The organism is Streptomyces enissocaesilis (assembly GCF_039533765.1).
GTDB classification, from domain to species: domain Bacteria; phylum Actinomycetota; class Actinomycetes; order Streptomycetales; family Streptomycetaceae; genus Streptomyces; species Streptomyces enissocaesilis.
On record NZ_BAAAUD010000041.1, the window covers coordinates 144,172 to 167,483 of the forward strand.

The following is a 23,312-nucleotide window of genomic DNA, read 5'->3' on the forward strand; positions in this document are numbered from 1 at the left end:
GTCTACGTCCGTGCCGCTCCGCCGCGCGCCACGCACGGGGCGAGATGGTCGTCGACCAGACCGCACGCCTGCATCAGCGCGTACGCCGTGGTGGGGCCGACGAACCGTATGCCGCGCTTCTTGAGCGCCCGGGAGAGCGCGACGGACTCCGGGGTGATCGCGGGGACGTCCGCGACCGTCCGCGGGGCCGGGCGCGTCGCGGGGTCCGGGGCGTACGACCAGATCAGGGCGTCCAGCTCGCCGGCGCGCCAGCCGGCGAGCGTCCTGGCGTTGGCGAGGGTCGCCTCGATCTTGGCGCGGTTGCGGATGATCCCGGGATCGGCGAGCAGGCGCGCGGCGTCCTCGTCGGTGAAGGCGGCCACCGACGCGATCTCGAAACCGGCGAAGGCGGTACGGAAGCCCTCCCGCCGGCGCAGGATCGTCAGCCAGGACAGGCCGGACTGGAACGCCTCCAGGCAGAGGCGCTCGTACAGCGCGTCGTCGCCGTGGACCGGCCGGCCCCACTCGCCGTCGTGGTACGCGACGTACTCCGCGGTGGCCAGGCCCCACGGGCAGCGGAGCCTGCCGTCGGGGCCCGGCGCGGCGCCGCCCGCCCCCGTCATGACCGGGGCCCGTCGTCGGAGGCGTCGGAGGCAGGGGCGTCCTCGAAGGCGGCGTCCCCGAAGAGGCCCGCGCCGCCGACCGTGCCGGCCTGGACACCGGCCAGCGCGGCCTCCAGCTCGGCGATCCGCGCGTCCCGCTCGGCGAGCTCGGCGCCGAGACGGCCGAGCACGTCGTCGACGGCACCCATCCGGTAGCCCCGGAGAGCCATCGGAAGGCGCAGCGCCTCGAGGTCGGCGCGGCCCACCGGCCGCGTCACGGGCAGCGGGTCCACGAGCTGCTCGGGCGCCGCTTCGGGCAGGGCCCCGCCGGCGCCGTCGCCTCCGCCGACCACGACGAGGGTGACCGCGGCGACCACGACGACCATCGCCACCACCAAGAACAAGAACACGAGTGTCTCCCCGGGCCACGCGCACCTACCGAAACCGTCCAGTCCCGATCGTGCCATGCGGCACCGGCAGTTAAGGTCGCAGGCGACCGACGCGAGGAGGAGAAACGGTGCTCAGGCTGGGACAACGCGAGTTCGGAGCGCATGAGCCGGTGATCATGGCAATCGTGAACCGGACCCCTGATTCCTTTTACGACCAGGGTGCGACCTTCCGCGACGAGCCCGCGCTCGCCCGCGTCGAGCAGGCGGTGTCGGAGGGCGCCGCCATCATCGACATCGGCGGCGTGAAGGCCGGTCCCGGCGAAGAGGTGAGCGCGGCCGAGGAGGCGCGGCGCACGGTCGGTTTCGTGGCCGAGGTGCGCAGGCGCCACCCGGACGTGGTGATCAGCGTCGACACCTGGCGGCACGAGGTGGGCGAGGCGGTCTGCGAGGCGGGGGCGGACCTGCTGAACGACGCGTGGGGCGGTGCCGACCCCCGGCTGGCCGAGGTGGCGGCCCGTTACGACGTGGGCCTGGTGTGCACGCACGCGGGCGGCGCGCAGCCGCGGACCCGGCCGCACCGGATCGCGTACGACGACGTGATGGCGGACATCCTCGGTGTCACGCTCGGCCTGGCGGAGCGCGCGGAGGGCCTGGGCGTACGGCGTGACGCGATCCTGATCGACCCGGGGCACGACTTCGGCAAGAACACCCGGCACAGCCTGGAAGCGACCCGCAGGCTGGGCGAGATGGTGGAGACGGGGCGGCCTGTGCTGGTCTCGCTGTCCAACAAGGACTTCGTCGGCGAGACGCTCGACAAACCGGTGAAGGAGCGGCTCGTCGGGACGCTGGCGACGACGGCGGTGTCGGCGTGGCTGGGGGCGCAGGTCTATCGCGTGCACGAGGTGGCGGAGACGCGGCAGGTACTGGACATGGTGGCGTCCATCGCGGGGCACCGGGCGCCGGCGGCCGCCCGGCGGGGGCTGGCCTGAGCGGGGCGCCCCTCGGGCCCCCGCTCCTCGCCCTCCCCCGGACTTCGCCCCGGGGCCCCGAGGGGCCGAGGGCCGCCGCACCGCCGCGGCCCTCGGCCCCTCGGGCGTCCGCCGGCCGCTACCGCTCCGACTCCTTCGACACCAGCGCCACCGCTTCCTCCACGCTGTCCGTCACGTGGAACAGCAGCAGGTCCTTCTCGGACGCCTTGCCCTCGGCGATCACCGTGTCGCGCAGCCAGTCGACCAGGCCGCCCCAGTACGCCGTGCCGAAGAGCACGATCGGGAAGCGGGTGACCTTGCGGGTCTGGACGAGAGTGAGGGCCTCGAAGAGCTCGTCCAGGGTGCCGAGGCCGCCCGGCAGGACCACGAAGCCGTGCGCGTACTTCACGAACATGATCTTGCGGACGAAGAAGTAGCGGAAGTTCACGCCGATGTCGACGTGCGCGTTGATGCCCTGCTCGAAGGGCAGCTCGATCCCGAGGCCGACCGAGATGCCCTTGGCGTCCCGGGCCCCCTTGTTCGCCGCCTCCATCGCCCCGGGACCACCGCCCGTGATGACGGCGAACCCCGCTTCGGCCAGCCCCCTGCCGAGCTCCACGCCCGCTTCGTAGTCGGGCGTACCGGGCCGTGTGCGCGCCGAACCGAAGACGCTGATGGCGGGGGGCAGTTCGGCGAGGGCGCCGAAGCCGTCCACCAGCTCCGCCTGCATCCGCATGACCCGCCAGGGGTCCGTGTGCACCCAGCCGGTGTCGCCGTCGGAGTCCAGCAGCCGCTGGTCGGTCGTGCCCGGCTGGATCTGGTCGCCACGGCGTACCACAGGGCCCAGACGCTGCTCTTCCGGTACCCGCTCCTCTTCAGGAATCGTCATGCCGTACTCCCTCCGCTGCCGAACATTGTCCGGTCAGGGTAGATCCACAGACGTGACGAACAGTGAAATTCAGGCAGTCAGCCAGGCGCGCAGCCGTTCTTCGCAGTGCGTGATCCGCTCGACGGCGACGTGCTCGTCCCGCTTGTGCGCGAAAAGCGCGTCCCCGGGCCCGTAGTTGACCGCGGGCACGCCGAGCGAGCTGAAGCGCGCGACGTCGGTCCAGCCGAACTTGGGCCGCGCGCTGCCGCCCACCGCCGCCATGAACGCCGCGGCGGCCGGGTGCGAGAGGCCGGGCAGGGCCGCCCCCGAGTGGTCGTCCACGACGAACTCCGCGACGCCGCTGTCCTGGAAGACCTCCCGCACGTGCGCGATCGCCTCCTCCTCGCTGCGGTCGGGCGCGTAACGGAAGTTGACCGTCACCGTGCACGCGTCGGGGATGACGTTGCCCGCCACGCCGCCCTCGATCGCGACGGCGTTGAGGCCCTCGCGGTACTCCAGTCCGTCGATCACGGGCCGCCTCGGCTCGTACGCCGCCAGCCTGGCCAGGATCGGCGCCGTCGAGTGGATCGCGTTGGACCCCATCCAGCCCCGCGCCGAGTGCGCCCGCTCCCCCGCGGTGCGCAGCAGGACCCGCAGCGTGCCCTGGCAGCCGCCCTCGACCTGCGCGTCGGACGGTTCGAGGAGTACGGCGAAGTCGCCCACGAGCCAGTCGGGGTGCGCGTCGGCGACGTGCCCGAGGCCGTTCAGGTGCGCGGCGACCTCTTCGTTGTCGTAGAAGACGAAGGTCAGGTCCCGGTTGGGCGCGGGGACGGTCGCGGCGATACGCAGCTGGACGGCGACGCCGGACTTCATGTCGCTCGTACCGCAGCCCCACAGGACGCCGTTCTCGTCGAGCCTGGACGGCACGTTGCCGGCGATCGGCACGGTGTCGATGTGCCCGGCCAGGACGACCCGCTCGGCGCGCCCCAGGTTCGTCCGGGCCACCACGTTGTTGCCGTGCCGGTCGACGGTCAGGTGCGGCAGCGCGCGCAGCGCCTCCTCGACGGCGTCGGCGAGTGCCTTCTCGTTGCCGCTCTCCGACGGGAAGTCGACGAGCCGGGCGGTCAGCGCGGGGGCGTCCAGGGCGAGGTCAAGCATGGTTTCGGCCATGCCCCGAGCCTAACGGCCCGGGCCGGGGAGGAGGCGGGCGGACGGAAGCGCGAGGACCCCACGGGGCCCGCGGCCGCCTCCAGTACCTTTGGCAGCGTGCCTGAGTCCACCTCTTCCCTCACTCGCGGCCGCACCCTGCGCATCGTGGCGGGTGTCGCCGTGCTGCTGGCGCTGGCCGGGTACCTGGTGGCGCAGTACGTGACCGGCGGAGGAGGCGCGCCGCGCTGTGTCGTGCGCTCCGCGGAGGGCGACGGGGCGACGTACGAGATCAGTCCGGAGCAGGCGGTCAACGCCGCGACGATCTCCGCCGTCGGCACCTCGCGCGGGCTGCCGGAGCGGGCGGTGACGATCGCGCTCGCGACCGCGCTCCAGGAGTCGGCGCTGCGCAACATCGAGCACGGCGACCGGGACTCGCTGGGGCTCTTCCAGCAGCGCCCCTCGCAGGGGTGGGGCACCGAGAAGCAGATCCTCGACCCCGGGTACTCGGCGGGGAAGTTCTACGAGCACCTGGAGAAGGTCCCCGGCTACTCCCGGCTGCCGCTGACCGTCGCCGCCCAGCGCGTCCAGCGCAGCGGCTTCCCGCAGGCGTACGCGAAGCACGAGCCGGACGCGGCGCTGCTGGCCGCCGCGCTCACCGGGCGCGCGCCCGCTTCGCTGAGCTGCTCGGCGCCCCTGGACGCGCAGCGGGGCGAGCCGGCCGACGTACGGGCCGCGCTGGTACGGGATTTCGGGTCCGGCGTACTGCCCGGGGCCCGGGCGGCGGGGCCCCCGGACCCGGCGCGGACCACCGGCGCACCGGCCGGTGCGGGCGACTCCGCGGGCGCGGACGCGAAGCCCGGCAGCGCCTCCGCGGCGACGGTGAGCGTGCCGGTGCCCGCGCAGGCGGCGGGCGGCGGCAGGGCCGGTGGGGACCGGCGCGGCTGGGAGATCGCGCACTGGGCCGTCGCCCACTCCTCCGAGCTGCACATCGAACAGGTCTCCTACGCGGGCCGCGTGTGGACCACCGGGGACTCCGGGAAGAAATGGCAGCGGGAGAACACGGGAAAGGGCTCCGGAGAGGTCCGGATCACCACCGCGCAATAGTGCGAACGGTCGCCCGGAAGGGGTAAGCGGATCGCGCGGGATCCCGGGTACGCGCACACCGGCGGGCCCTGCCCCTCCCTTCTCCGATTCCCCGGGCAACAAAGGGAAGCAGCCTTCCGGAAGCCCTCCGGCGCTCCCTTCCCCCGCAGATCATTTGCCCGGGTTCATCCCCAGCCGATAATGCGACGCATTACAAACTCTTTACCTTGGTGCACCGCAACCTCTCCCGCCCTGCGAGCGGTTGTCAGGGCGTCTGATCGTCGGACCGACCGTCCCGACTCAACGTCTCTCCCGTCTAAGGAGCACCATGTCTCTCCCCCTGACCCGTCGGATCGCCCGCGCCGCACTGATCATCGCGGCCGGCGCAGCCCCCGTGGTCGGTGCTGCCGGCTCCGCGAGCGCCGCCGGCCTTCCCGCCCCGGAGCTGGGCGGCCTGACCGCCCTGGACGGCGCCGGCCTCGGCGACACCGTCGACGGAGCGGCGCAGAACAGCACCAAGGCGGCGGGTGACACCGGCAGCAAGGCCGTCAAGAAGGCCGTCCCGGCCGCGGGCAAGACCGTCGGCAAGACCGGCAAGACGGCCACCCCGGCCGCGCAGAAGGCGGCCGGTGACGTCGCGGGCTCCGCCGGTGAGGTGGTCGGCGACACCACGTCGACCGCGACCGACGGGGGCCTGCCCGCCGGCGGCGACCTGCCGGCCGACCAGCTGCCCACCAAGCTCCCGCTCGGCTAGTCCGTACGCGGAAGCAGGAGCAGGCAGAACAGAGGCAAGCGGAAGGGGCCCCGGGGAGCGCGAACTCCCCGGGGCCCCTTCGCGCGCTGTGCGCGCGTGGGCCGTCAGCCGCCGAGGCGCTCGACCGCCGCCGCGACGCGCTCGTCGGTGGCCGTGAACGCCACCCGTACGAAACGGCCCCCCGCGGGCCCGTAGAAGTCACCGGGGGCCACCAGGATCCCCAGCTCCGCCAGGCGGGCCACCGTCTCCCAGCACGGCTCGTCACGCGTCGCCCACAGGTACAGGCTCGCCTCGCTGTGCTCGATCCGGAAGCCGTGCGCCTCCAGGGCGGTCCGCAGCGCCGCGCGCCGGTCCGCGTACCGCTCCCGCTGCTCCGCCACGTGCGCGTCGTCGCCGAGCGCCGCGACCGTCGCCGCCTGCACCGGCGCCGGCGTCATCATGCCGCCGTGCTTGCGGATCTGGAGCAGGTCGCCGAGGACGGCCGCGTCGCCCGCGACGAAGGCCGCGCGGTAGCCGGCCAGGTTGGAACGCTTGGAGAGCGAGTGCACGGCGACGATGCCCTCGTACGTACCGCCGCAGACGTCCGGGTGCAGTACGGAGACGGGCTCGGCCTCCCAGCCCAGCTCCAGGTAGCACTCGTCGCTGAAGACCAGCACGCCGTGCTCGCGCGCCCACGCGACGATCCGGGTCAGCTCGTCCTTGGCCAGGACGCGGCCGGTCGGATTGGAGGGCGAGTTGAGCCAGAGGAGCTTGAGGCGGGCGGGATCGAGGTCCGCCACCGGGTCGTCGTACACGACCGGCTCCGCGCCCGCCAGCCGCGCGCCCACCTCGTACGTCGGGTACGCGAGCCGGGGGTACGCCACCTGGTCGCCGGCGCCCAGTCCGAGCTGCGTCGGCAGCCAGGCCACCAGCTCCTTCGAGCCGACGACCGGCAGGACGTTGGCGTGCGCCACACCGCGCGCGCCCAGGCGCCGCTCCACCCACCCCGTGAGCGCGTCCCGCAGCGCGGCCGTGCCCCACACCGTCGGATAGCCCGGGGAGTCCGCGGCCGCGACGAGGGCCCGCCGGATCAGTTCGGGGACCGGGTCGACGGGCGTGCCGACGGACAGGTCCACGATGCCGTCCGGGTGGGCGGCCGCGGTCGCCTTGTACGGCTCCAGCTTGTCCCAGGGGAAGGTGGGCAGGCGGTCAGTGACTGCGGACACGGTGGATCGCTTTCTCGTGCTCGGACGGGCGCGGGCTCGGGCTCCGGCTCTGGAAACGCCCCGGTCCCGTACGGCGGGCAGGCCGTACGGGACCGGGGCGGCGCACTTGCCTCGCCGCTTACTGGTTCTGCGGCGGGAGCGCGGCGACGAAGGGGTGGTCGCGCTCGATCAGGCCGAGCTTGGAAGCACCACCGGGCGAGCCGAGCTCGTCGAAGAACTCGACGTTCGCCTTGTAGTAGTCCTTCCACTCCTCGGGGGTGTCGTCCTCGTAGAAGATGGCCTCGACCGGGCAGACCGGCTCACAGGCACCACAGTCGACGCATTCGTCCGGGTGGATGTACAAGGACCGGGAGCCCTCGTAGATGCAGTCGACCGGGCACTCCTCGATGCACGCCTTGTCCTTGACGTCGACACAAGGCTGCGCGATGACGTAGGTCACGCTGTCGTTCCTCCTCGATAGGGCGCGGCGGGCCGATCTGCGGCTCCGTCCACGTGGCGCGCGGGAGCGCGGCGTCGTCGATGCCCGCCTCTAGTATCTCCGTTCCCGGGCACGATCCGAACAGGAGGGGCGGACAGAGCTGTGGAATTCACTGCCGGCGGACGACTCGAGGTTCGCATTTCACCCGATGACGTGGGCAAACGGGTATCAGTCAGACGCCTCGACGAGGCCGGGGCGCCGGGAGCGAAGTTCACCGACACGGTCGGCGTTCTCACATCCTGGGACGACGGGGTGCTGTCGGTCACACGGCGCGGCGGCGAATCGGTCCGTATTTCCGAATCCTCCCTGGTCGCGGGCAAGGTCGTGCCCTCCGCCCCGGCCCGGCGGCGCGGCCCCGCGGCGACTTTCGAGGAGCTGGCGCGCGTGGGCGCACGCGCGTGGCAGCCCGTCGAGAGCGAGCCGCTCGGCGAGTGGCGGCTGCGCGCCGCCGGCGGTTTCACCCGGCGCGCCAACTCGGTGCTGCCGCTCGGGGACCCCGGGATGCCCGTCGGTGCGGCGCTGGAGCGGGCACGGGAGTGGTACGCGGCGCGGGGACTTCCCGCGTACGTCCAGGTCTCCACCGGGGCCGAGGGCACGCAGGAACGCCTCGCCGCCGAACTGGGGCGGCTCGGGTGGACGCGCGAAGTCAGCGCCGAGGTGCGGATCGCCGCGCTCGCACCGATCGGGGACCGGGACGCGGACGTGTCGCGGGTCCGGCTGGAGCGGGCGTGCGACGCGGCCTGGCTCGCGCGCTACCAGCGGTTCGGGGAGCCGGGGCCGCACGTGACGAAGGTCCTGGAGAGCGGGCCTTCGGTGTGGTTCGCCTCCGTCCCCGGCGAGGGGGAGGCGCCCCTCGCGATAGGGCGGTGCGTCGTCGACGGGCGGTGGGCCGGGTTCCTGGCGGTCGAGGTCGACCCGGCGTACCGGCGGCAGGGGCTCGCCGGCGCCGTGATGACGGCGCTGGCGCGGCGGGCGCTGGAGGAGGGCGCGTCGGCCGCGTGGCTCCAGGTCGAGGCCGGCAACGAGGGCGCGCGGGCGCTGTACGACGGCATGGGTTTCGCCACCCACCACAGCTACCACCACTTCCGGCCGGCATAGACGGGTACGGACGGAACCGGATACGGGCATACAGGCGGATACGGACGTGGACGGGTACGAGGGGCGTATGGGACGACCGACCGAACACGAACGGCGGCAGCGGTTCGCCGAGGAGGCCCGCTCCGAGCGGCCGGACCTCGCGCTGCTGTGCCTGCTGGTGGCCGCGGAGGCGGACGCGTCGCTGGACGAGGCCGGGATGGAAGCGGCCGAGATGGAACTCGACCGGCTGGCGGGCCTGCTGCCGTTCCGTCCCGGCGGGGCGCGGGGGTGGGCCTCGGCCGTGTCCGGCCTGCTGGGTGGGCGCTGCGGGTTCGGGGGATCGCCCGGGGACTACCGGCGGCTGGAGTCCTCGCTGCTGCACGAGGTGCTGCGGCGGCGGTGCGGGCTGCCGATCCTGCTGTCCGTGGTGTGGATCGAGGTCGCCCGGCGGGCGGGGGCGCCGGTGTACGGGGTCGCCCTGCCCGGCCACTTCGTCGTGGGCTTCGGGTCCGGGGAGGAGCGGGTCCTCGTGGACCCCTTCGGCGCCGGGCGGCTGCTGACGGAGGCGGACGCGGAGCTGCTGGTGGCGGGGGCGACGGGGGAGCCGCTCGGTCCTTCGGCGCAGGCCCCGGCGGATCCGCCGGCGATCGTGGCGCGGATCCTGAACAACATCCGGGCGTGGGCGGCGGCCCGCCCGGAGCGTACGGACGTCCAGCTGTGGGCGGTGGAACTGTCCCTGCTGCTGCCGTCGCACGCGGCCCGGCTGAGGTTCGAGCGGGCGCAGCTGCTGGTGCGGCGCGGCGACTTCCTGGGCGGGGCGGCGGAGATGGAGGCGTACGCGGAGGTGGTGGCGGTGGTGGACCCGGCGGCGGCGAAGACCCTCCGCGGCGAGGCGCGGGCGGCACGGGCCCGTCTGAACTGAACACCTTCCCTGTACCCGTGGGGTGAGGGGCGCTGTGTCTTTCGAGGCAGTGGGGGACGGAGTCGGGTTCACGGGCTTGTAGGGGGGTCCGCGGCCCGCATAGGGTCCCGGCAACCCCGACCAGATCCCGAAGGTGGTGAGGTGTGCCGCTTTCAGAGCTGAGCCGCCAGACAGGCGTCCCCGTCCGGGCGCTCCAGATGTACCTCGACATGGACCTGCTGCGCGCCGAGCCGGTGTACGACGAACGGCACGTCCGCCGGGTCACGTTGATCAGGACGCTGCTGGACGTCGGTGGCGTCCCGTACGCCGCGGTACGGGAGATCCTGCGCCGCATCGACTCCTCCCCGCCGTCGCTGCACGAGGTGCTCGAGACCGTGCTGTACGCCCTGCCCGTACGTGGAACCGCCTCCCAGGAGGAAGAGAAGCAGGAGGAGTGGGCCCGGGCCCGGCAGCACACGGCCCGGCTGGCCGAGGCGCGCAACTGGCAGGTGAACAAGGAGAACCCGGCGTGGCTGACGCTCACCCAGGTGCTGGTCGCGTGCGAGTGGCTGGAGCAGCGCGACGTGCTGCGGCTGCTGGACACCTACGCCGACGCGCTGGAGCGGATCGGCGAGGCGGAGGTGGCGCTGCTGAGGTCGCGGCCGGCCCCGGACAGTGCCGCGGCCGGCATGGTGACCTCCTCCGTGCTGGGCGATGTCGCGCTGTCCGCGCTGCGCAGGCTTATTCATGAACATTTCTCAAATCTCGCGGAGCGGGGAGAGCCGACGCAGCGCAATTGACCGAGGGGCGGCACGCGGCAAGCCTGTTCCCGGTGTCGGCCCATTGCCGAGTACCCTTGAAACCGGCTCAAGTTGATGAATGAACAACAGCATTCCGTCACTTGACAACCCGACGGAACGCGCGGCATCATCCAAACGATCCCCGAGCCCCTTTCCCCTTGACAGCGTCGTCGAGATGTGCGAAGAGCGGCGTCGGGTGTCGATCGGGGGGGACAGGTGTGAGTAGCGCGCCATGCCAGGATGCGTTGAACGATCAGATAGATCCGGAGGGTTCGAGGCTTGCCGCGCAATTGCTGGCACTCGAACCCGAAATCCTCGACGCCTACCGGCAACTTCTGATCGAACAGAAGAACCCGCTGGGAATGCATGCCGAGATCTGGCTCTCCTGCAGTGAGCAGGGCCGTCACATTCTCGCGGAATGCGCCCACGCACTGCGGCACGGAAATTCCGCACCGCTCAATCCCCAACTGGCCAGCAAAACCCGCAAGCTGGGCGGGGCTCGGATATCCCAGGGGGTCACGCCGGTATATTCCGTGCGTGCGGGGTCTCTGTTCTTCAACCTCACGCTGGACTTCCTGGGGCGGCTCCTCGAAGGCAGCCCGGGTTCCGAGCACTACCTGATGAAGGCGCTTCCCGCCCTTCAGACCGCCATCACCCGGCGGCTGGAGGAGGGTTCCACCGGTCAGGAACTGTTCCTGCTGGACGTCGTACGCGACGCCGCCCAGCAGGGCCGGCACGGAATGGCCCGCGAGATCCACGACCGGATCGGCAGCTCGGCCAGCCTGGCCCTGCGCCAGCTGGAGCTCTACGAGCTCACCCAGAACTCCTCGTCGCCGGCGGACGTCCGGCTGAGCAGCCTCAAGCAGGCCATCCTGGAGACGCTGTACACGACCCGGGACATCGTCACCGAGCTCCGCACCCGCAGCGACTCCACCCGGTCCCTCCAGGTCGCGCTCTCCGCCTTCGTGACCGCGATGGCGGTCGAAGTGCCCTCGGTGGACATCCAGGTGGCCGACCCCGGCGACCTGCTGCCGGCCGCGCTCTGCGACGACCTGTTCATCATGGTGCGCGAGTGCCTGCGCAACGCGCTGGCCCACGCGTCCGCCTCCCGCGTGACCATCGACGTGGAGGTCGGCGCGCACGAGGCGCGGGCCGTGGTGCGGGACGACGGCATCGGCTTCTCGCCCGCGAAGCAGCGGGGGAACGGGCTGGCCTCGCTCCGCGAGCGAGCGCTGCTGCTGGGCGGGCAGGTCACCATCACCAGTACACCGGGGGCCGGTACAGCCGTCACGCTTCGCGTCCCCATCACGGAGGAGAATCATGCAGACGACGGACCACGACGTGGAGCCGACGACTGAGCCCATCCGCATCATCGCCGTGGACGATCACTCGCTCCTGCGCAGCGCGCTGTGTGAACTGATCAACACCGAGCCGGATCTCCATGTGGTGGCGGACGTGAACACCTCCAAGGGCCTCGGTGACCTGATCGAGCGGACGGGGGCGCAGGTGGTGCTGCTCGACGTGGAGATGCCCGACCACCACGCGCCCAGCGTGGTGAGCGAACTGACGGAGCGTTTCCCCGAGCTGCACGTGCTCATGCTGACCATGTACCACGAGGCGCAACTCGTGCAGGAGCTGATCGCCCGCGGCGCACGCGGCTATCTGCACAAGAGCGTGCCGCGCGAGTCGCTGCTCTCCGCCATCCGGAACACGGCCACGCACACCCCGAACATCACCATTGCCGTACCGCGCAGCGGAATATCAGAATCCGGTTTCGGTGAGGCGAGACAGACGCTCTCGCCCCGGGAGCGCGAAGTCATCACCCATGCGGCGGCGGCTCTGAGCAACCGTCAGATTTCCAACAAGCTGAATATCACCGAAGGAACCGTCAAGCGCCACCTTCGGAACATCTTCGAGAAACTTGGCGCCGTCTCCCGTATCGACGCCGTGAACAAGGCCATCGAAGCCCAGCTGATCAGAAGACCCTGACGGCCGTCCGGGGAAACAATGGAATACCGCCGGTCATACATCTTAGGGAGTAGGGCTGCTGCTCCATGGTGGTCTGTGCCGCCGCGGACGCCCAGCATAAATTCATCAGCATGCCGACAGCGACGTACGCGAGGGCCCAGAGTTCCAGTACCCCCAGGTATTCGAGCTATTCGCGTGACACGAAAAATACGAGATTCCACCGCGCACGCCTTCTCCTGTTCTGTCTCCAGGAATGCCGGCCTGCCGTCCTGACCATTTTCCTGGTTCGTTTCGTGGTGGCGGGCACGGCCGGCCTGCCCTCGGTCGCGGCGGCACCCTCCGCCCTGGTGCTCGGTTCGCTGGTGTGGCTGGCCTCGGTCGCCTTCACCTACCTCTACAACGGGGTGACGGACATCGGGGAGGACCGCGCCAACGGTTCCCGCCGCCCCGTCGCCCGCGGCGACCTGCCCGTCGCCCACGCCCGGCGCATCGCCTGGGCGCTGGCCGTCTTCGCCCTGGCCGGGGCCGCCTCGCTCGGGCACGTCATGTTCGCCGTCACCCTCTGCATGATCGCGCTCGGGTACGCCTACTCCGCCCCCGGGATCTCCCTCAAGAGCCGGACCCCGGACACCATCGCGGTGGTCGTCGCCAGCGGCGCCCTCACCTACTTCGCGGGCTGGCTCGCCGGAGCCGCGCCGCTCACGGCCCACCTGGTCGTGCTCGCCGTCGCCATGACGCTGTGGATGGGGCTGGTCGGCGCCGTGGCGAAGGACTTCTCCGACGCCCAGGGCGATGCCAAGCACGGCCGGCGCAACTGGACGGTGCTGTGGGGCGGCCGCGTCACCGCGGTCATCGTCTCGGTCGGCGCCGTCGCCGTCGGAGCCGGTCTCCTGCTCTGCGCCGCGGCTCTCGCGCTGCCGGAGCTGCTGGTCCCCGCCGGCGTGGTGCTGGCCGGTGCGCTGGCCCTGGCGGTCGCGGCGCTCACCGCACGGCCCGGCGACTCGCGCTCCCGCAGACGTCTGCCGTACCGAATCTTCATGATCACGCAGCATGCGACGCATCTCGTCGCACTCGCCCAGCCGGTCTCCTGACACCGCACGAAAACTCCCGGAACCGACTGGAAGCGACCGGAACCGACCGGAACCGACCGGGGCCACAACGCAGAACGGGGATTCATGATGAGCGACATCAGTGGAGTCAAGGCCGGTTTCCGAATACTGGGGCCCCTGGAGGGGTTCAGTGGCTCCGCGGTGCACCGGCCCCGCGGCCCCAAGGTCCGCAACCTGCTCGCCCTGCTGGCCGTGCGCGCGCACGACATCGTCGAAGTGGACACGCTCGTCGAGGAGCTGTGGGACGGCTCGCCGCCGTCCACCGCCGTCAGCACCGTACGTACCCACGTGTACCACCTGCGCCAGGAGCTGGAGCGCGAGCTGGGCGCCGAGGCCATGCGCGGGGTCATCGCCACCGAGGCCACCGGTTACTCGCTGCGCCCGGCGCCCGGCCAGCTCGACCTCGACGCCTTCACCCGGCTGTACGGGCAGGGACGCGCCGAGATGCGCGCCGGGAACCGCGAGACCGCTCTGGAGCGGTTCGACGCGGCGCTCGGCCTGTGGCGCGGCCGCACCCTCGCCGATGTGACGCAGGGCCGGGTGCTCGCCGGGCACGCCGTCAGGATCGAGGAACTGCGGGTGCGCGCGCAGGAGTTGCGCATCGAGACGGCGATGGGCCTGGGCCGCCACCGGGAACTGGTGCCCGAGCTGCGCCGGCTGGTCGCCACGCACCCGCTCAACGAGTGGATGCACGCCAGGCTGATCGACGCCCTGCACCGGTCGGGGCGCCGCGGCGACGCGCTCCGCGCGTTCCACGACGTACGGGCCGTACTGGACCGGGAGCTGGGCCTGGAACCCTCCGAGGACCTGCGGCAGCTTCAGCACCACATCCTGGCAGGCGGTTCAGCGGCGTGAGTACGGTCGACATCAGCATCTGGACGGTGCGCACCGAGCGGGGGACGGCGTCCCCGGAAGAGGAGTACGCCGTCCTCGACGCGGCGGAGCGCGAGCGGATGGCCCGGTTGCGGCGCGAGGGGGACCGGGCGCGGTACCGCACCGTCCACCACGCGTTCCGGGTGATCCTCGGGCAGCGGCTCGGGATCGCGCCCCAGGAGGTGGGCTTCCGCCGCCACTGCGCGCACTGCGACGAGGAAGGGCACGGCAAGCCGGTGCCCCACGGGCCGGACGGGACGGTGCTCTCCGCGAGCCTGTCGCACTCCGGCCGGTACGCCCTGATCGCGGTCTGCGACTCCCCGCGGGTGCCGGTCGGCGTCGACATCGAGCGCATCCGGCCGCACATGGACTGGAGCGCGATCCCGTGCGTGTCGGGCGGCCGCAGCACCCACGGCTTCGAGCAGTGGACCCGGGCCGAGGCCCTGGTCAAGGCGGCCGGTACGGGCCTCAGCCGCACTCCCCCGCGCTACACCGGCCAGTCCTTCGGGTCCTGGCGCGCGGCGCGGGTGCCTGGCTCGGGGCGCGAGTGGTTCGTACGGAGCGTCCGCAGCCCCGACGGGTACGCGGCGTCGGTGGCCGGCGGCAGCCCGGAGGCGCGTGTGAGCGTGGCCGACTGGCGGGGGCCGGCCCAGGACGGGCCGGCCCGGCGCTGACCTTCGGCGGAAGGACGTGGGCGCGGGAGTACGGGCGGCGGCCCCGGGGTTCACCCCGGGGCCGCCGCCCGTACTCCCGCTTGTTCCCGTACTCCCGCTTGTTCCCGTGCTCCCGCTTGTTCCCGTGCTCCGCGCTCCGTCAGAGGAGCAGTACGCAGGAGGGGCTCGCCACTTCCAGCGGCGGCCCCAGCGGGCGCAGCCGGCCGCTGGACGGATCGAGGCGGAACTGGCTCACCGACTGGCCCGCCTGGTTGGCCGCGTACACGAAGCGGTCCGAGGGGTCCAGGGCGATGTCGCGCGGCCAGCGGGTGCCGGGTGCCTTGGCCGTGACCGGCTGCGATTCGAGCAGGGTGAGCGTGCGGCCGGCGCCGCCGACCCGGAAGGTCTCCACCGTGTCGAGGCCGCGGTCGGTGGTGACCAGCAGCCCGGCGTCACGGGTGAGGTGCAGCGCGGAGGGCGCGTTGCGCGGATCGAGGCCGAGCGGGGCGACCGAGGCGTGCGAGACGGGGCGCAGCCTTCCGGTGGCCTGGTCGTAGGTCAGGGCGGTGACCGAGTGGCCGAGCTCGTTGGTGACGTACGCGAGCCGACCCGAGGGGTGGAAGACGAGGTGGCGGGGACCGGTGCGGCGGCCGACGGGGGTCCGGTGGGCGAGCGTCAGCCGGCCGGTGCGGGCGTCGAAGTCGTAGACGTGGATGTGGTCGTCGCCCTTGTCGGGCACGAGCACCCGGCCGCCCGCCGGGTCGAAGGCGATCATGTGCGGGTGGGGGCCGCGCTGTTCCACGGGGTGCGGGCCCTTGCCGCGGTGGCGTACCACCTGGACGGCTTCGCCGATCTCGCCGCTCGCGTCCAGCGCATGGACCGCGAGGTGCCCGGAGTCGTAGTTGGCGGTGAGCAGGAAGCGCCCGGCCGGGTGGACGGCGAGATGGACCGGGGCCGCGCCGTGGCTGGAGCGGGGCCGGCCGAGCGGGGTGAGCCGGCCGGCGTCGATCCGGTAGGCGTGGACGGCGCCGGTCGCCCCGCCGGGGAGCTGGCTGACCGCGTACAGCACACGGCGGTCCGGGGAGAGCGTGAGGAAGGAGGGGTTCTCGATGCCCCGCCGCCAGCCGGTGAGCTCCAGCCGGCCGTCCGCGCCGACGGTCGCGATCCCGATGCCGGGAAGGCCGGGCAGGCCGTATTCGCCGATGGTGAACCCGCCGATGTACGCCCGCCGGGCCCGCGGTCGCGGGCCGTCGCCGGCGGCGGCGCTCGCGCCGGTCCAGCCGAGAGCGGCCAGGGTGCCGGCCGCGCCCATGGAGAGGACGCGGCGTCTGCTGTACGGCGAATTCATACGGATGCTCCGAAGACGAGTCCCGGCGAGAACAGGACGGCGAGTCCGCCGGCGCCCAGGGCGAGCAGCACCTGCCACCCGCCGCGCAGCCGGCGGACGCGGTGGCCGCGCCGGGCCAGGGCCAGCACCGCGACGCCCGCGGCCCAGGCGGGCAGCGCAAGGCGCAGCGAGAGCTCGCCGGTGAACAGCAGCCCGGCGCGCGGGCTGATGCACTCGGTGGCGGTGCACACCGCGCCGTGGACCGGTGAGGCCCCCGCGAGGCCCGCGGTCAGGGCTGCCAGGGGGACGACGGCACCGAGGAGGGTGAGCCATACGTACGGGGCGAGTCCCGTACTCCGCCGGGGCCGTCGGCCGGTGAGGGCGAGCGCGGCGAGGGCGGGCACCCAGCCGAGCGCGACCCCGAAGAGACCGGCGTGCGCGGCCTCGGCGAGCGCGTTCCAGACGCTCTCCGGCCGGAGGGGTTCCAGCACCAGCGCCAGCAGGCCGGCCGCGGCGGCGAGTCCGGCGGCCGTATGGGCCCAGGTGCGGGCGAAGGAGGGGGCGCCGGCCCGCGCGATCAGGACGCCGGCGATCGTGAGCAGCAGCACGGGCGGGCCCGCGGTCACCCCCCAGGGCAGCGGGAACCACGACGCGCCGGTCCCGAAGGGGCCGGACCAGGCACCCCAGTCCCCGAAGAGGGCGGCCAGTACGGCGGTGACACCGGCGGCGACGGCCCCGGCGGCTCCGGAGTCCTGCCCCACGGCGGACTCCGCCCCGCCTCCGGACCCGGCAGCGACCGGCGCCGGGCCGGTCGTTGCCGGGCCGGTGACGGCGGGCGCCGGGCCGGCCCCCGCCTTCCGGGGCCCGGGGCGCCCGGGGCGCCCGGGGCCCGGCACGGTGGCCGTGGGCCCGGACGCCCGGGAATCGGGGTGGGGCGGGGTCATCGCAGGGCCCCGGCCCGGGTGTCGGCGGACGGGTCGGCCTGGGACGCCAGGGGGGCGGGGCCCGATTCGCGGATGCCGTACTTGGACCACCAGCGGGCCAGCGGCGCCGGGGCCCACCAGGCCCACTTGCCCATCAGCGCCATCGTGGCCGGCACCAGCAGGGCCCGTACGATCGTGGCGTCGACGATCACCGCGATCACCAGGCCCACGCCGATCATCTTCATGAAGAGGATCGACGAGGTCATGAAGCCGCCGACCACCACGACCAGCAGGAGCGCCGCGCTCGTGATGATCTTCGCGGTGCGCTGGACGCCCAGGGCGACCGACTCGACCGGGTCGCCGCTGACTTCCCACTCCTCGCGGACCCGGGAGAGCAGGAACACCTCGTAGTCCATGGCGAGGCCGAAGGCGATCGCGATGATCAGCACCGGGAAGTTGGCGTCCACCGCGCCGATGGCCTCGAAGCCGAGGAGCCCGGACAGGTGCCCGTCCTGGAAGATCCACTTGATCGCGCCGAAGGCGGCGAGCAGCGACAGCAGGTTCAGGATCACGGACTTGAGCGGCAGGAGCAGTGAGCCGAAGGCCAGGAAGAGGACCAGGAAGGAGACGACGGCGACGAACAGGGCCATCCAGGGCAGGCGTTCGCCGATCATGCCGACGATGTCGACGCGGGACGCGGGCATGCCGGTGACCTGGGCCGTGGTGGCGCCTTCGGGCGTTGCGACCGCCCGTACGTCATGGACCATGTCGTTCGACCGCTCCGACATGGGGTCGGGCGTGTAGCGCAGGGTGACGCGCGCGTCGTTGCCCTCGACCGCGGTGGTGCGCGCCTCGGAGATGCCGTCGACCGCAGCCAGCTTCCGCGCGTACGCGTCGACTCCGTCGCGCCGCGGCTGCGCGGGGCCGTCGAAGCGTACGACCGCGGTCATGATCTGGGCGGGGTTGACGTCGAAGTCCCGGCTCAGCTGCTTGCTGACCACCTTCGCGTCGGCGTCGGACGGCAGCACCCACTCCCCCGGGCGCGCCCAGTTGACGCCGAGCAGCGGGGCGCCGAGGCCGACGAGGACGGCGACGATCGCGAGCGTGGACAGCAGCGGCTTGCGCATCACGGCGTGGGCGGTGCGGTACCAGCGGCCCTGCGTCTCGGCCACGGGGGCCCGCCGGCGGCCGCCGGGCAGCGGGATGCGCCACTTGTCGATGCGGTGGCCGGTGTAGCGCAGCAGGGCGGGCAGGAGGGTGAGCGAGCCGACGACGGCGAAGGCGACGACGGCTACGGCCGCGTACCCCATGGAGCTGAGGAAGCGGGACGGGAACAGCGTCAGGCCCGCGAAGGAGATGGCGACGGCGAGGCCGGAGAAGGCGACGGTGCGGCCGGCGGTGGCGGTGGCGCGGTGCACGGCGGTGTCCACGTCGGCGCCCGCGTGCAGTTCCTCGCGGTAGCGGTTGACCAGGAAGAGCGCGTAGTCGATGGCCAGACCCAGGCCGAGGATGGTGATGACGTTGATGACGGTGCTGGAGATCTCGGTGAACATCGTCAGGACGCGCAGCACGACGAAGGAGCCGAGCGCGACGAACGTGCCGACGGCGAGCGGCAGCAGCGCCGCCACCGCGCTGCGGAAGATGAGAACGAGCAGCACCAGCAGGATCGGCACGGAGAGCATCTCGGCCCGTGCGATGTCCGAGCCGGTGAGGGAGTTGACCTGCTCGGTCATGGCGGCGACACCGCCGTAGCGGACCGTCACGCCCGGTACCTCGAAGGACTCCTTGACCGTGGCGAGCGACTCGACCTGCTCCTGGTCCACGTCCGAGGTGAACTGCACGGTGGCATACGTCGCGTGCCGGTCCTCGGAGACGTACGCGGCCCTGTCCTGCGAGCCGGGTTCCCAGAACGAGTTCAGCCGCTCGATGTCCTCGCGCGGCACGCCGGCGAGCGCCTTGCTCACCGCGTCGGAGAAGGCGGGGTCGTCGACGGTGCGGTCCTTGTCCTCGTACAGGACGATCAGGTCGTTCGACTCCCGGCCGAGCGGTCCGTCGAGCACCTTGTCGGCGGCGACGGACTCGCTGGCCGGGTCGTCGAAGCCGGCGCCGCCGGTGAAGGAACCGAACACACCGGTTCCCCAGACGCCGGCGAACAGCGTGAAGACCACTGCCGCGACGACGACCCATTTGCGGCGTCGTGCGCTGAACCTGCCAAGGGCGGCAAACATTTCTTTCCTCCGTTGGTACGGGACGGCCGGGCGCACGGGGGGCGCCGCTCGTGGTGTCATTCGGCGGCCGCGAGCTCGGCGCTGCGAGCCTGCGGTCCGGGGGGCGGGTCTCCTGCCACGGGCTTCTGCCGCGGGCGGCGGATCAGCAGCGCGGCGACCGCGCCGAGCGCGACCACGAGGGCGCCGAGCCACAGGGCGGGCTGCAGACCGGCGGTGAACGCCGCCGCCCCGGCCCGCGGTCCGGCTGCCACGTGGCCGGCCGAGCCGTGGGTGAACACCGTCGTCAGTACGGCGATGCCCAGCGCTCCGCCGAACTCCCGGACGGTGTTGTTCACGCCGGACGCCGTGTTGTGCTCGCTCTCCTCCACGGAGGCGATCACGGTGGCGGGGTTGGCGGCGAAGACCAGCCCCATGCCGACGCCCGCCAGCACCATGGGGACCACCATCGCCGCGTACGCCAGTCCGGGGCCGATGACCAGCGCGAACCAGGCCAGGGCGACGGCCTGCAGAGCGCAGCCCAGCGCCTGGAGGACTCCGCCGCCGATCCGGTCCACCAGCAGGCTCGCCAGGGGCACCACCGCCATGGGCGCCGCGGTCCAGGGCAGGGTGCGCAGGCCGGCCTCGAAGGGCGAGTAGCCCATCGGGCCCTGCATGAACTGCGCGAGGAAGAAGATGGAACCGAAGACCCCGAAGTACATGGCCAGGGAAACCGCGTTGCTGAGCAGGAAGGCGGGGAGCCGGTACAGGCGCAGCGGCACGAGCGGGCGGCTCGTGCGGCGTTCCCAGACGACGAAGCCGGCCAGCAGCGCGGCGGCGGCCGCCAGGCCGAGCAGGGCGCCCCGGTGGCTCCAGCCGTGCTCCGCGGCCTGTACGACGCCCCATACGGCGGCGACCACGGCCCCGGCGACGAGCGTCATCCCGGCGATGTCGAGGTGGCGCTGGACGCCCCTGCTCTCCTTGAGGGCCCAGAGCGCCAGCGGAACGGCGATCACCCCCACCGGAACGTTGATCCAGAAGATCCAGCTCCAGTCCAGGCCCTCCGTCACGAGGCCGCCGGCCAGCGGGCCGAACGCGATGCCGAGCCCGTTGACCCCGCCCCAGACCCCCACCGCCAGATTGCGCCGCTTCTCCGTGACGGCGGCCACCGCCAGCGTCAGCGAGACCGGCAGGATCATGGCGGCGCCCGCGCCCTGCGCCACCCGCGCGGCGACCAGTTCACCGATGGAGCCCGCGAGGGCGCAGGCGGCGGAGGCGGCGGTGAACAGGACGACGCCCCAGACGAACACCCGGCGGCGGCCGATGCGGTCGCCCAGCGCGGCGCCGGCCAGCAGCAGTCCCGCGAAAGGCAGCACATAGCCGTTCACGACCCATTGGAGTTCGGGCTGGGTGGTACGGAAATCACGGGCGATGTCCGCCAGCGCGTTGGTGACGACGAGGTTGTCGAGCGACACCATGAACATGGGGACCGATGTGGCCAGAAGTGCCCACAGCACCGCTGAATTCTTGTGCGACACGTCAGCCTCAGGCTTCCTTTTCTCAGCAGAGCGACTCGGCAGAGCGGCAATGCGAGCATTTCAGTGGCGTCGGGGGAGGGATATTCACGCGAGGTGGAATCCCTCATGTCTCTTTGGAGGCAGAGGTGTTCGCGGCGGCCGGCACCGCGGTACGCCGCTGGGCGAGCCAGGCGACCGCGCCCACCGCGAGCGAGAGCCCGAGCCCGAGGGCGACCGAGACGACCGGGTCGTCGCTCATCGCGCCGCCGAAGTAGCCGACGCCCACCGAGTACGCCGCCCAGACCGCCTCCGCCAGGGCCGCGCCGATCGCGAACTTGTGGACGGGGTAGCCCGCGGCGCCTGCCGCGAGGCCACCGAGCAGCCGTCCGCTCGGCAGGAAGCGCACGCCGATCACGAACGGGATGCCGCCGCGCTGCACGCGCCCGGCGGCCCAGTCGAAGAGCTCGCCCTGGCGCTTGCGGGAAGCCACGCGGCGGCGTACCGATCCCCCCGCCGACCAGCCGAAACGGTGGATGAGGAGGTCGCCGAGCAGGGCGCTGCCGGCCACCGAGAGGAGCACGAGCGTCAGTGACATCTCGCCCCGGGCGGCGAGCATCCCGCCGGTGACGAGGAGCGCGGCGTTGGGCAGCAGCGGCGGCAGCGTCGTGACCGCCAGGATCGCGTACGCCCAGCAGGCGGCCCCGGCCATGCGGGCCGTCAGTCCGGACGTGATGTCGATCCATCCCACGAGCGATGCGAAGTCCATGGTCTGCCCCTCATGCCGCCGCTTACGGAGGCCCTCAAGTCGGTCGGCGCAATGCTCCTTTGGAGACATCCGCCGGATCGTTGGTGGGTCATGACCCCTGGTCACAGGCCCACTAGCGTCGATGTCGCGGTCCGGAGGGCACGGTCCACCGGCAACTCCTCAACAACCATAACTTAGACTATCGATAGTTGCACTATCACTTTCGGCGCAGCACCTCGGTGCCGCCGTACGCACCGAGGGGTGCGGCCCCATGACGCAGGAGAGGCCATGACGGACGTGACGCTGTTCCTCAGGGAGTTCGCCCGGACCCGCCGGGACACCGGGGCCATCGCCCCCAGCAGCCCCCTGCTCGCCAGAGAGCTGACCCGCTACGTGGTGCCCTCCGCCGACCGGCCGCGCGCGGTCCTCGAGGTCGGCCCGGGGACGGGCGCCGTGACCAGGCACATCGCCGCCTCGCTCGGCCGGCTGGACACCCTCGACCTCGTCGAGGCGAACCCGCGCTTCGCCGCCCTGCTGGCGCGCACCTACCGCCACGAACAGCGGTTGCGGCTGCTGACCGGCCTGGTGCAGGAGCACGAACTCGGCTCGTACGACACGATCGTGTGCGGCCTGCCGTTCGCGAACTTCGACGCGGCGACCGCGCAGGACATCTTCGACCGGCTGATCGGCGCCCTGCGTCCCGGCGGCACCCTGTCGTTCTTCGCCTACGCCGGAGTGCCGCCGCTGCGCAGGGCGTTCACCCGGGGCGCGGCGCGCGAACGGACGCTCGCGGTCCAGGCCGTGGTGGGCCGGACGCTGCGCAGCCACGCCTTCCGCACCGAAACGGTGCTGGGCAACCTGCCGCCGGCCCGGGTGCACCACCTGGCGCCGCTGGCCAGCACGGCGTACATCGGCTGAGCCCGCGCCGGCACGCTGCGGACGGCGGACGGCGGGCGGCAGACGGGCCCGAGGTTCCGCCCGAGGTCCCGGCAGCCGGGCTAGGCGGAGTGCGGCTGCCGCTGCACCCGCCGGGAAGCGTCCTCCTGGGCGATCCTGCGCAGTGCCGCCATCGCCGCGTCGCCCAGGACCGTGCCGAGCACCGCGCTCTCCACCTTGCCGTCGGTGCTGGGCACCTGCGCCAGGACGGCCAGCTCGGCGGTGGCCAGCTCGGCGGCCGCCTCGGCGTACCCGTCGAGCAGGGCCAGCAGATCGCCCCGGTCCAGGTCCCGGTACGTCAGCACGATCTGGACCAGCGCCTTCCACCCCGGGTTGTCCGGTTTCGTCGCCCAGCCGTGGCGCCGTACCAGTTCGGCGACCTCGCGCTCCGCCCGCTCCCACTCCTCCTCGGTGCCGCGGTTCGCCGTGATCCTGGTGACCGCGGACTGGGCGGCGCCGAGCATGCCGTGGACCGTACGGGCCGGGGAGTCGACCTCGGCGAGCACCTCGCGGGCGGCCACGATGGACAGGCCGCCGACCTCCAGCATCGCGCGGACGAGCTTCAGCCTGCGCACGTGCGCGTCGGCGTACTGCACCTGGTTCGGGCTGGTGCGCTCGCCGGCAGGCAGCAGCCCCTCCCGCAGGTAGTACTTGATGGTGGGAACCGGAACTCCGGTGCGCCGCGCCAGCTCTCCAATACGCATCCCCCGAGCATAACCGGACCCGCAACCCGCCCGGCCCCCTCGCGAATTCCCCTCTTTTATCGCGCTTGAATTCGCGCTCGACCCCGGCTCCATCCGGCGC

24 protein-coding genes are annotated in these 23,312 nt (G+C 72.6%); 12 read left to right on the forward strand and 12 right to left on the reverse strand.

Features of this window, described 5'->3' with window-relative positions; translation table 11 throughout:
• Positions 1–2 precede the first annotated feature (2 nt).
• Both ABD374_RS21010 and ABD374_RS21015 read right to left on the reverse strand, forming a co-directional pair.
• Complete coding sequence (locus ABD374_RS21010; protein WP_344497113.1) at positions 3–602, reverse strand: DNA-3-methyladenine glycosylase I; 600 nt, start codon at positions 600–602, stop codon at positions 3–5.
• Positions 599–991, reverse strand: a complete 393-nt coding sequence (locus ABD374_RS21015; RefSeq protein ID WP_344497114.1) for a hypothetical protein — start codon at positions 989–991, stop codon at positions 599–601. Before ABD374_RS21015 ends, ABD374_RS21010 begins: the two co-directional genes overlap by 4 nt.
• A gap of 107 nt (positions 992–1,098) precedes the next feature.
• On the opposite strand from ABD374_RS21015, the gene folP reads away from it, so the two are divergent.
• Positions 1,099–1,959, forward strand: coding sequence for a dihydropteroate synthase (gene folP / locus ABD374_RS21020; RefSeq protein WP_344497115.1), 861 nt, complete (start codon positions 1,099–1,101; stop codon positions 1,957–1,959).
• 118 nt (positions 1,960–2,077) lie between these two features.
• Here the strand turns inward: folP and ABD374_RS21025 are convergent, their stop codons facing one another.
• Both ABD374_RS21025 and dapE read right to left on the reverse strand, forming a co-directional pair.
• The gene (locus ABD374_RS21025; RefSeq protein WP_344497116.1) at positions 2,078–2,827 is read right to left on the reverse strand and encodes an LOG family protein; all 750 of its coding nucleotides are present in this window, start codon (positions 2,825–2,827) and stop codon (positions 2,078–2,080) included.
• Positions 2,828–2,896: 69 nt separating this feature from the next.
• The gene (gene dapE, locus ABD374_RS21030; protein ID WP_344497117.1) at positions 2,897–3,976 is read right to left on the reverse strand and encodes a succinyl-diaminopimelate desuccinylase; all 1,080 of its coding nucleotides are present in this window, start codon (positions 3,974–3,976) and stop codon (positions 2,897–2,899) included.
• Positions 3,977–4,072: 96 nt separating this feature from the next.
• Here dapE and ABD374_RS21035 point away from each other — a divergent pair, with 96 nt between their 5' ends.
• Both ABD374_RS21035 and ABD374_RS21040 read left to right on the forward strand, forming a co-directional pair.
• A complete protein-coding gene (locus ABD374_RS21035; RefSeq protein ID WP_344497118.1) occupies positions 4,073–5,059 on the forward strand; it encodes a VldE C-terminal domain-containing protein in 987 nt (328 codons plus the stop codon).
• Between the two features lie 307 nt (positions 5,060–5,366).
• Complete coding sequence (locus tag ABD374_RS21040; RefSeq protein ID WP_344497119.1) at positions 5,367–5,792, forward strand: ATP-binding protein; 426 nt, start codon at positions 5,367–5,369, stop codon at positions 5,790–5,792.
• A 104-nt stretch (positions 5,793–5,896) separates the two neighbouring features.
• On the opposite strand, the gene ABD374_RS21045 is transcribed toward ABD374_RS21040, so the two are convergent.
• Positions 5,897–6,997, reverse strand: a complete 1,101-nt coding sequence (locus ABD374_RS21045; RefSeq protein WP_344497120.1) for a bifunctional succinyldiaminopimelate transaminase/glutamate-prephenate aminotransferase — start codon at positions 6,995–6,997, stop codon at positions 5,897–5,899.
• A gap of 118 nt (positions 6,998–7,115) precedes the next feature.
• Positions 7,116–7,436, reverse strand: a complete 321-nt coding sequence (gene fdxA / locus ABD374_RS21050) for a ferredoxin (protein ID WP_019058397.1) — start codon at positions 7,434–7,436, stop codon at positions 7,116–7,118.
• Between the two features lie 141 nt (positions 7,437–7,577).
• On the opposite strand from fdxA, the gene ABD374_RS21055 reads away from it, so the two are divergent.
• The 8 genes from ABD374_RS21055 to ABD374_RS21090 all read left to right on the forward strand — a co-directional run bounded on the left by ABD374_RS21055 (position 7,578) and on the right by ABD374_RS21090 (position 14,877).
• Positions 7,578–8,573, forward strand: coding sequence for a GNAT family N-acetyltransferase (locus ABD374_RS21055; protein WP_344497121.1), 996 nt, complete (start codon positions 7,578–7,580; stop codon positions 8,571–8,573).
• A gap of 67 nt (positions 8,574–8,640) precedes the next feature.
• Positions 8,641–9,474 carry a transglutaminase-like and tetratricopeptide repeat-containing protein gene (locus tag ABD374_RS21060; protein WP_344497122.1) on the forward strand — a complete coding sequence of 278 codons (834 nt, stop codon included), beginning with the start codon at positions 8,641–8,643 and terminating at the stop codon, positions 9,472–9,474.
• Between the two features lie 143 nt (positions 9,475–9,617).
• Positions 9,618–10,253 carry a MerR family transcriptional regulator gene (locus ABD374_RS21065; RefSeq protein WP_344497123.1) on the forward strand — a complete coding sequence of 212 codons (636 nt, stop codon included), beginning with the start codon at positions 9,618–9,620 and terminating at the stop codon, positions 10,251–10,253.
• 245 nt (positions 10,254–10,498) lie between these two features.
• On the forward strand, positions 10,499–11,611 hold the full coding sequence (locus tag ABD374_RS21070) for a sensor histidine kinase (protein WP_344497124.1): 1,113 nt from the start codon (positions 10,499–10,501) through the stop codon (positions 11,609–11,611).
• Positions 11,574–12,242, forward strand: coding sequence for a response regulator (locus ABD374_RS21075; protein WP_344497125.1), 669 nt, complete (start codon positions 11,574–11,576; stop codon positions 12,240–12,242). The genes ABD374_RS21070 and ABD374_RS21075 overlap by 38 nt, the downstream gene beginning before the upstream one ends.
• A gap of 272 nt (positions 12,243–12,514) precedes the next feature.
• On the forward strand, positions 12,515–13,312 hold the full coding sequence (locus ABD374_RS21080) for a UbiA prenyltransferase family protein (RefSeq protein WP_344497126.1): 798 nt from the start codon (positions 12,515–12,517) through the stop codon (positions 13,310–13,312).
• A gap of 87 nt (positions 13,313–13,399) precedes the next feature.
• On the forward strand, positions 13,400–14,185 hold the full coding sequence (locus ABD374_RS21085) for an AfsR/SARP family transcriptional regulator (RefSeq protein ID WP_344497127.1): 786 nt from the start codon (positions 13,400–13,402) through the stop codon (positions 14,183–14,185).
• Positions 14,182–14,877, forward strand: a complete 696-nt coding sequence (locus tag ABD374_RS21090) for a 4'-phosphopantetheinyl transferase family protein (RefSeq protein ID WP_344497128.1) — start codon at positions 14,182–14,184, stop codon at positions 14,875–14,877. Before ABD374_RS21085 ends, ABD374_RS21090 begins: the two co-directional genes overlap by 4 nt.
• Positions 14,878–15,016: 139 nt before the next feature.
• Here the strand turns inward: ABD374_RS21090 and ABD374_RS21095 are convergent, their stop codons facing one another.
• The 5 genes from ABD374_RS21095 to ABD374_RS21115 form a co-directional block, all read right to left on the reverse strand.
• A complete protein-coding gene (locus tag ABD374_RS21095) occupies positions 15,017–16,204 on the reverse strand; it encodes a lactonase family protein (RefSeq protein ID WP_344497129.1) in 1,188 nt (395 codons plus the stop codon).
• Positions 16,201–16,944, reverse strand: a complete 744-nt coding sequence (locus ABD374_RS21100) for a hypothetical protein (RefSeq protein ID WP_344497130.1) — start codon at positions 16,942–16,944, stop codon at positions 16,201–16,203. The genes ABD374_RS21095 and ABD374_RS21100 overlap by 4 nt, the downstream gene beginning before the upstream one ends.
• Before the next feature lie 179 nt (positions 16,945–17,123).
• Positions 17,124–19,334 (reverse strand): MMPL family transporter, encoded by a 2,211-nt coding sequence (locus ABD374_RS21105; RefSeq protein WP_344497131.1) that lies wholly within the window; start codon positions 19,332–19,334, stop codon positions 17,124–17,126.
• A 56-nt stretch (positions 19,335–19,390) separates the two neighbouring features.
• On the reverse strand, positions 19,391–20,848 hold the full coding sequence (locus ABD374_RS21110; RefSeq protein WP_344497132.1) for an MFS transporter: 1,458 nt from the start codon (positions 20,846–20,848) through the stop codon (positions 19,391–19,393).
• Between the two features lie 103 nt (positions 20,849–20,951).
• Entirely contained in the window at positions 20,952–21,593 is a 642-nt protein-coding gene (locus ABD374_RS21115; RefSeq protein ID WP_344497133.1) for a DedA family protein, read from the reverse strand.
• Between the two features lie 267 nt (positions 21,594–21,860).
• Between ABD374_RS21115 and ABD374_RS21120 the strand changes: the two genes are divergently transcribed.
• Positions 21,861–22,490 (forward strand): class I SAM-dependent methyltransferase, encoded by a 630-nt coding sequence (locus tag ABD374_RS21120; RefSeq protein ID WP_344497134.1) that lies wholly within the window; start codon positions 21,861–21,863, stop codon positions 22,488–22,490.
• 80 nt (positions 22,491–22,570) lie between these two features.
• Here the strand turns inward: ABD374_RS21120 and ABD374_RS21125 are convergent, their stop codons facing one another.
• A complete protein-coding gene (locus ABD374_RS21125) occupies positions 22,571–23,212 on the reverse strand; it encodes a MerR family transcriptional regulator (RefSeq protein ID WP_344497135.1) in 642 nt (213 codons plus the stop codon).
• Positions 23,213–23,312: the final 100 nt, after the last annotated feature.

Coding starts and splice junctions, on each gene's coding strand:
- ABD374_RS21120 (WP_344497134.1), top strand. CDS start 21,861: ATGACGGACGTGACGCTGTTCCTCAGGGAGTTCGCCCGGACCCGCCGG.
- ABD374_RS21075 (WP_344497125.1), top strand. CDS start 11,574: ATGCAGACGACGGACCACGACGTGGAGCCGACGACTGAGCCCATCCGC.
- dapE (WP_344497117.1), bottom strand. CDS start 3,976: ATGGCCGAAACCATGCTTGACCTCGCCCTGGACGCCCCCGCGCTGACC.
- ABD374_RS21095 (WP_344497129.1), bottom strand. CDS start 16,204: ATGAATTCGCCGTACAGCAGACGCCGCGTCCTCTCCATGGGCGCGGCC.
- ABD374_RS21010 (WP_344497113.1), bottom strand. CDS start 602: ATGACGGGGGCGGGCGGCGCCGCGCCGGGCCCCGACGGCAGGCTCCGC.
- ABD374_RS21115 (WP_344497133.1), bottom strand. CDS start 21,593: ATGGACTTCGCATCGCTCGTGGGATGGATCGACATCACGTCCGGACTG.
- ABD374_RS21060 (WP_344497122.1), top strand. CDS start 8,641: ATGGGACGACCGACCGAACACGAACGGCGGCAGCGGTTCGCCGAGGAG.
- ABD374_RS21125 (WP_344497135.1), bottom strand. CDS start 23,212: ATGCGTATTGGAGAGCTGGCGCGGCGCACCGGAGTTCCGGTTCCCACC.
- ABD374_RS21040 (WP_344497119.1), top strand. CDS start 5,367: ATGTCTCTCCCCCTGACCCGTCGGATCGCCCGCGCCGCACTGATCATC.
- ABD374_RS21025 (WP_344497116.1), bottom strand. CDS start 2,827: ATGACGATTCCTGAAGAGGAGCGGGTACCGGAAGAGCAGCGTCTGGGC.
- ABD374_RS21085 (WP_344497127.1), top strand. CDS start 13,400: ATGAGCGACATCAGTGGAGTCAAGGCCGGTTTCCGAATACTGGGGCCC.
- ABD374_RS21105 (WP_344497131.1), bottom strand. CDS start 19,334: ATGTTTGCCGCCCTTGGCAGGTTCAGCGCACGACGCCGCAAATGGGTC.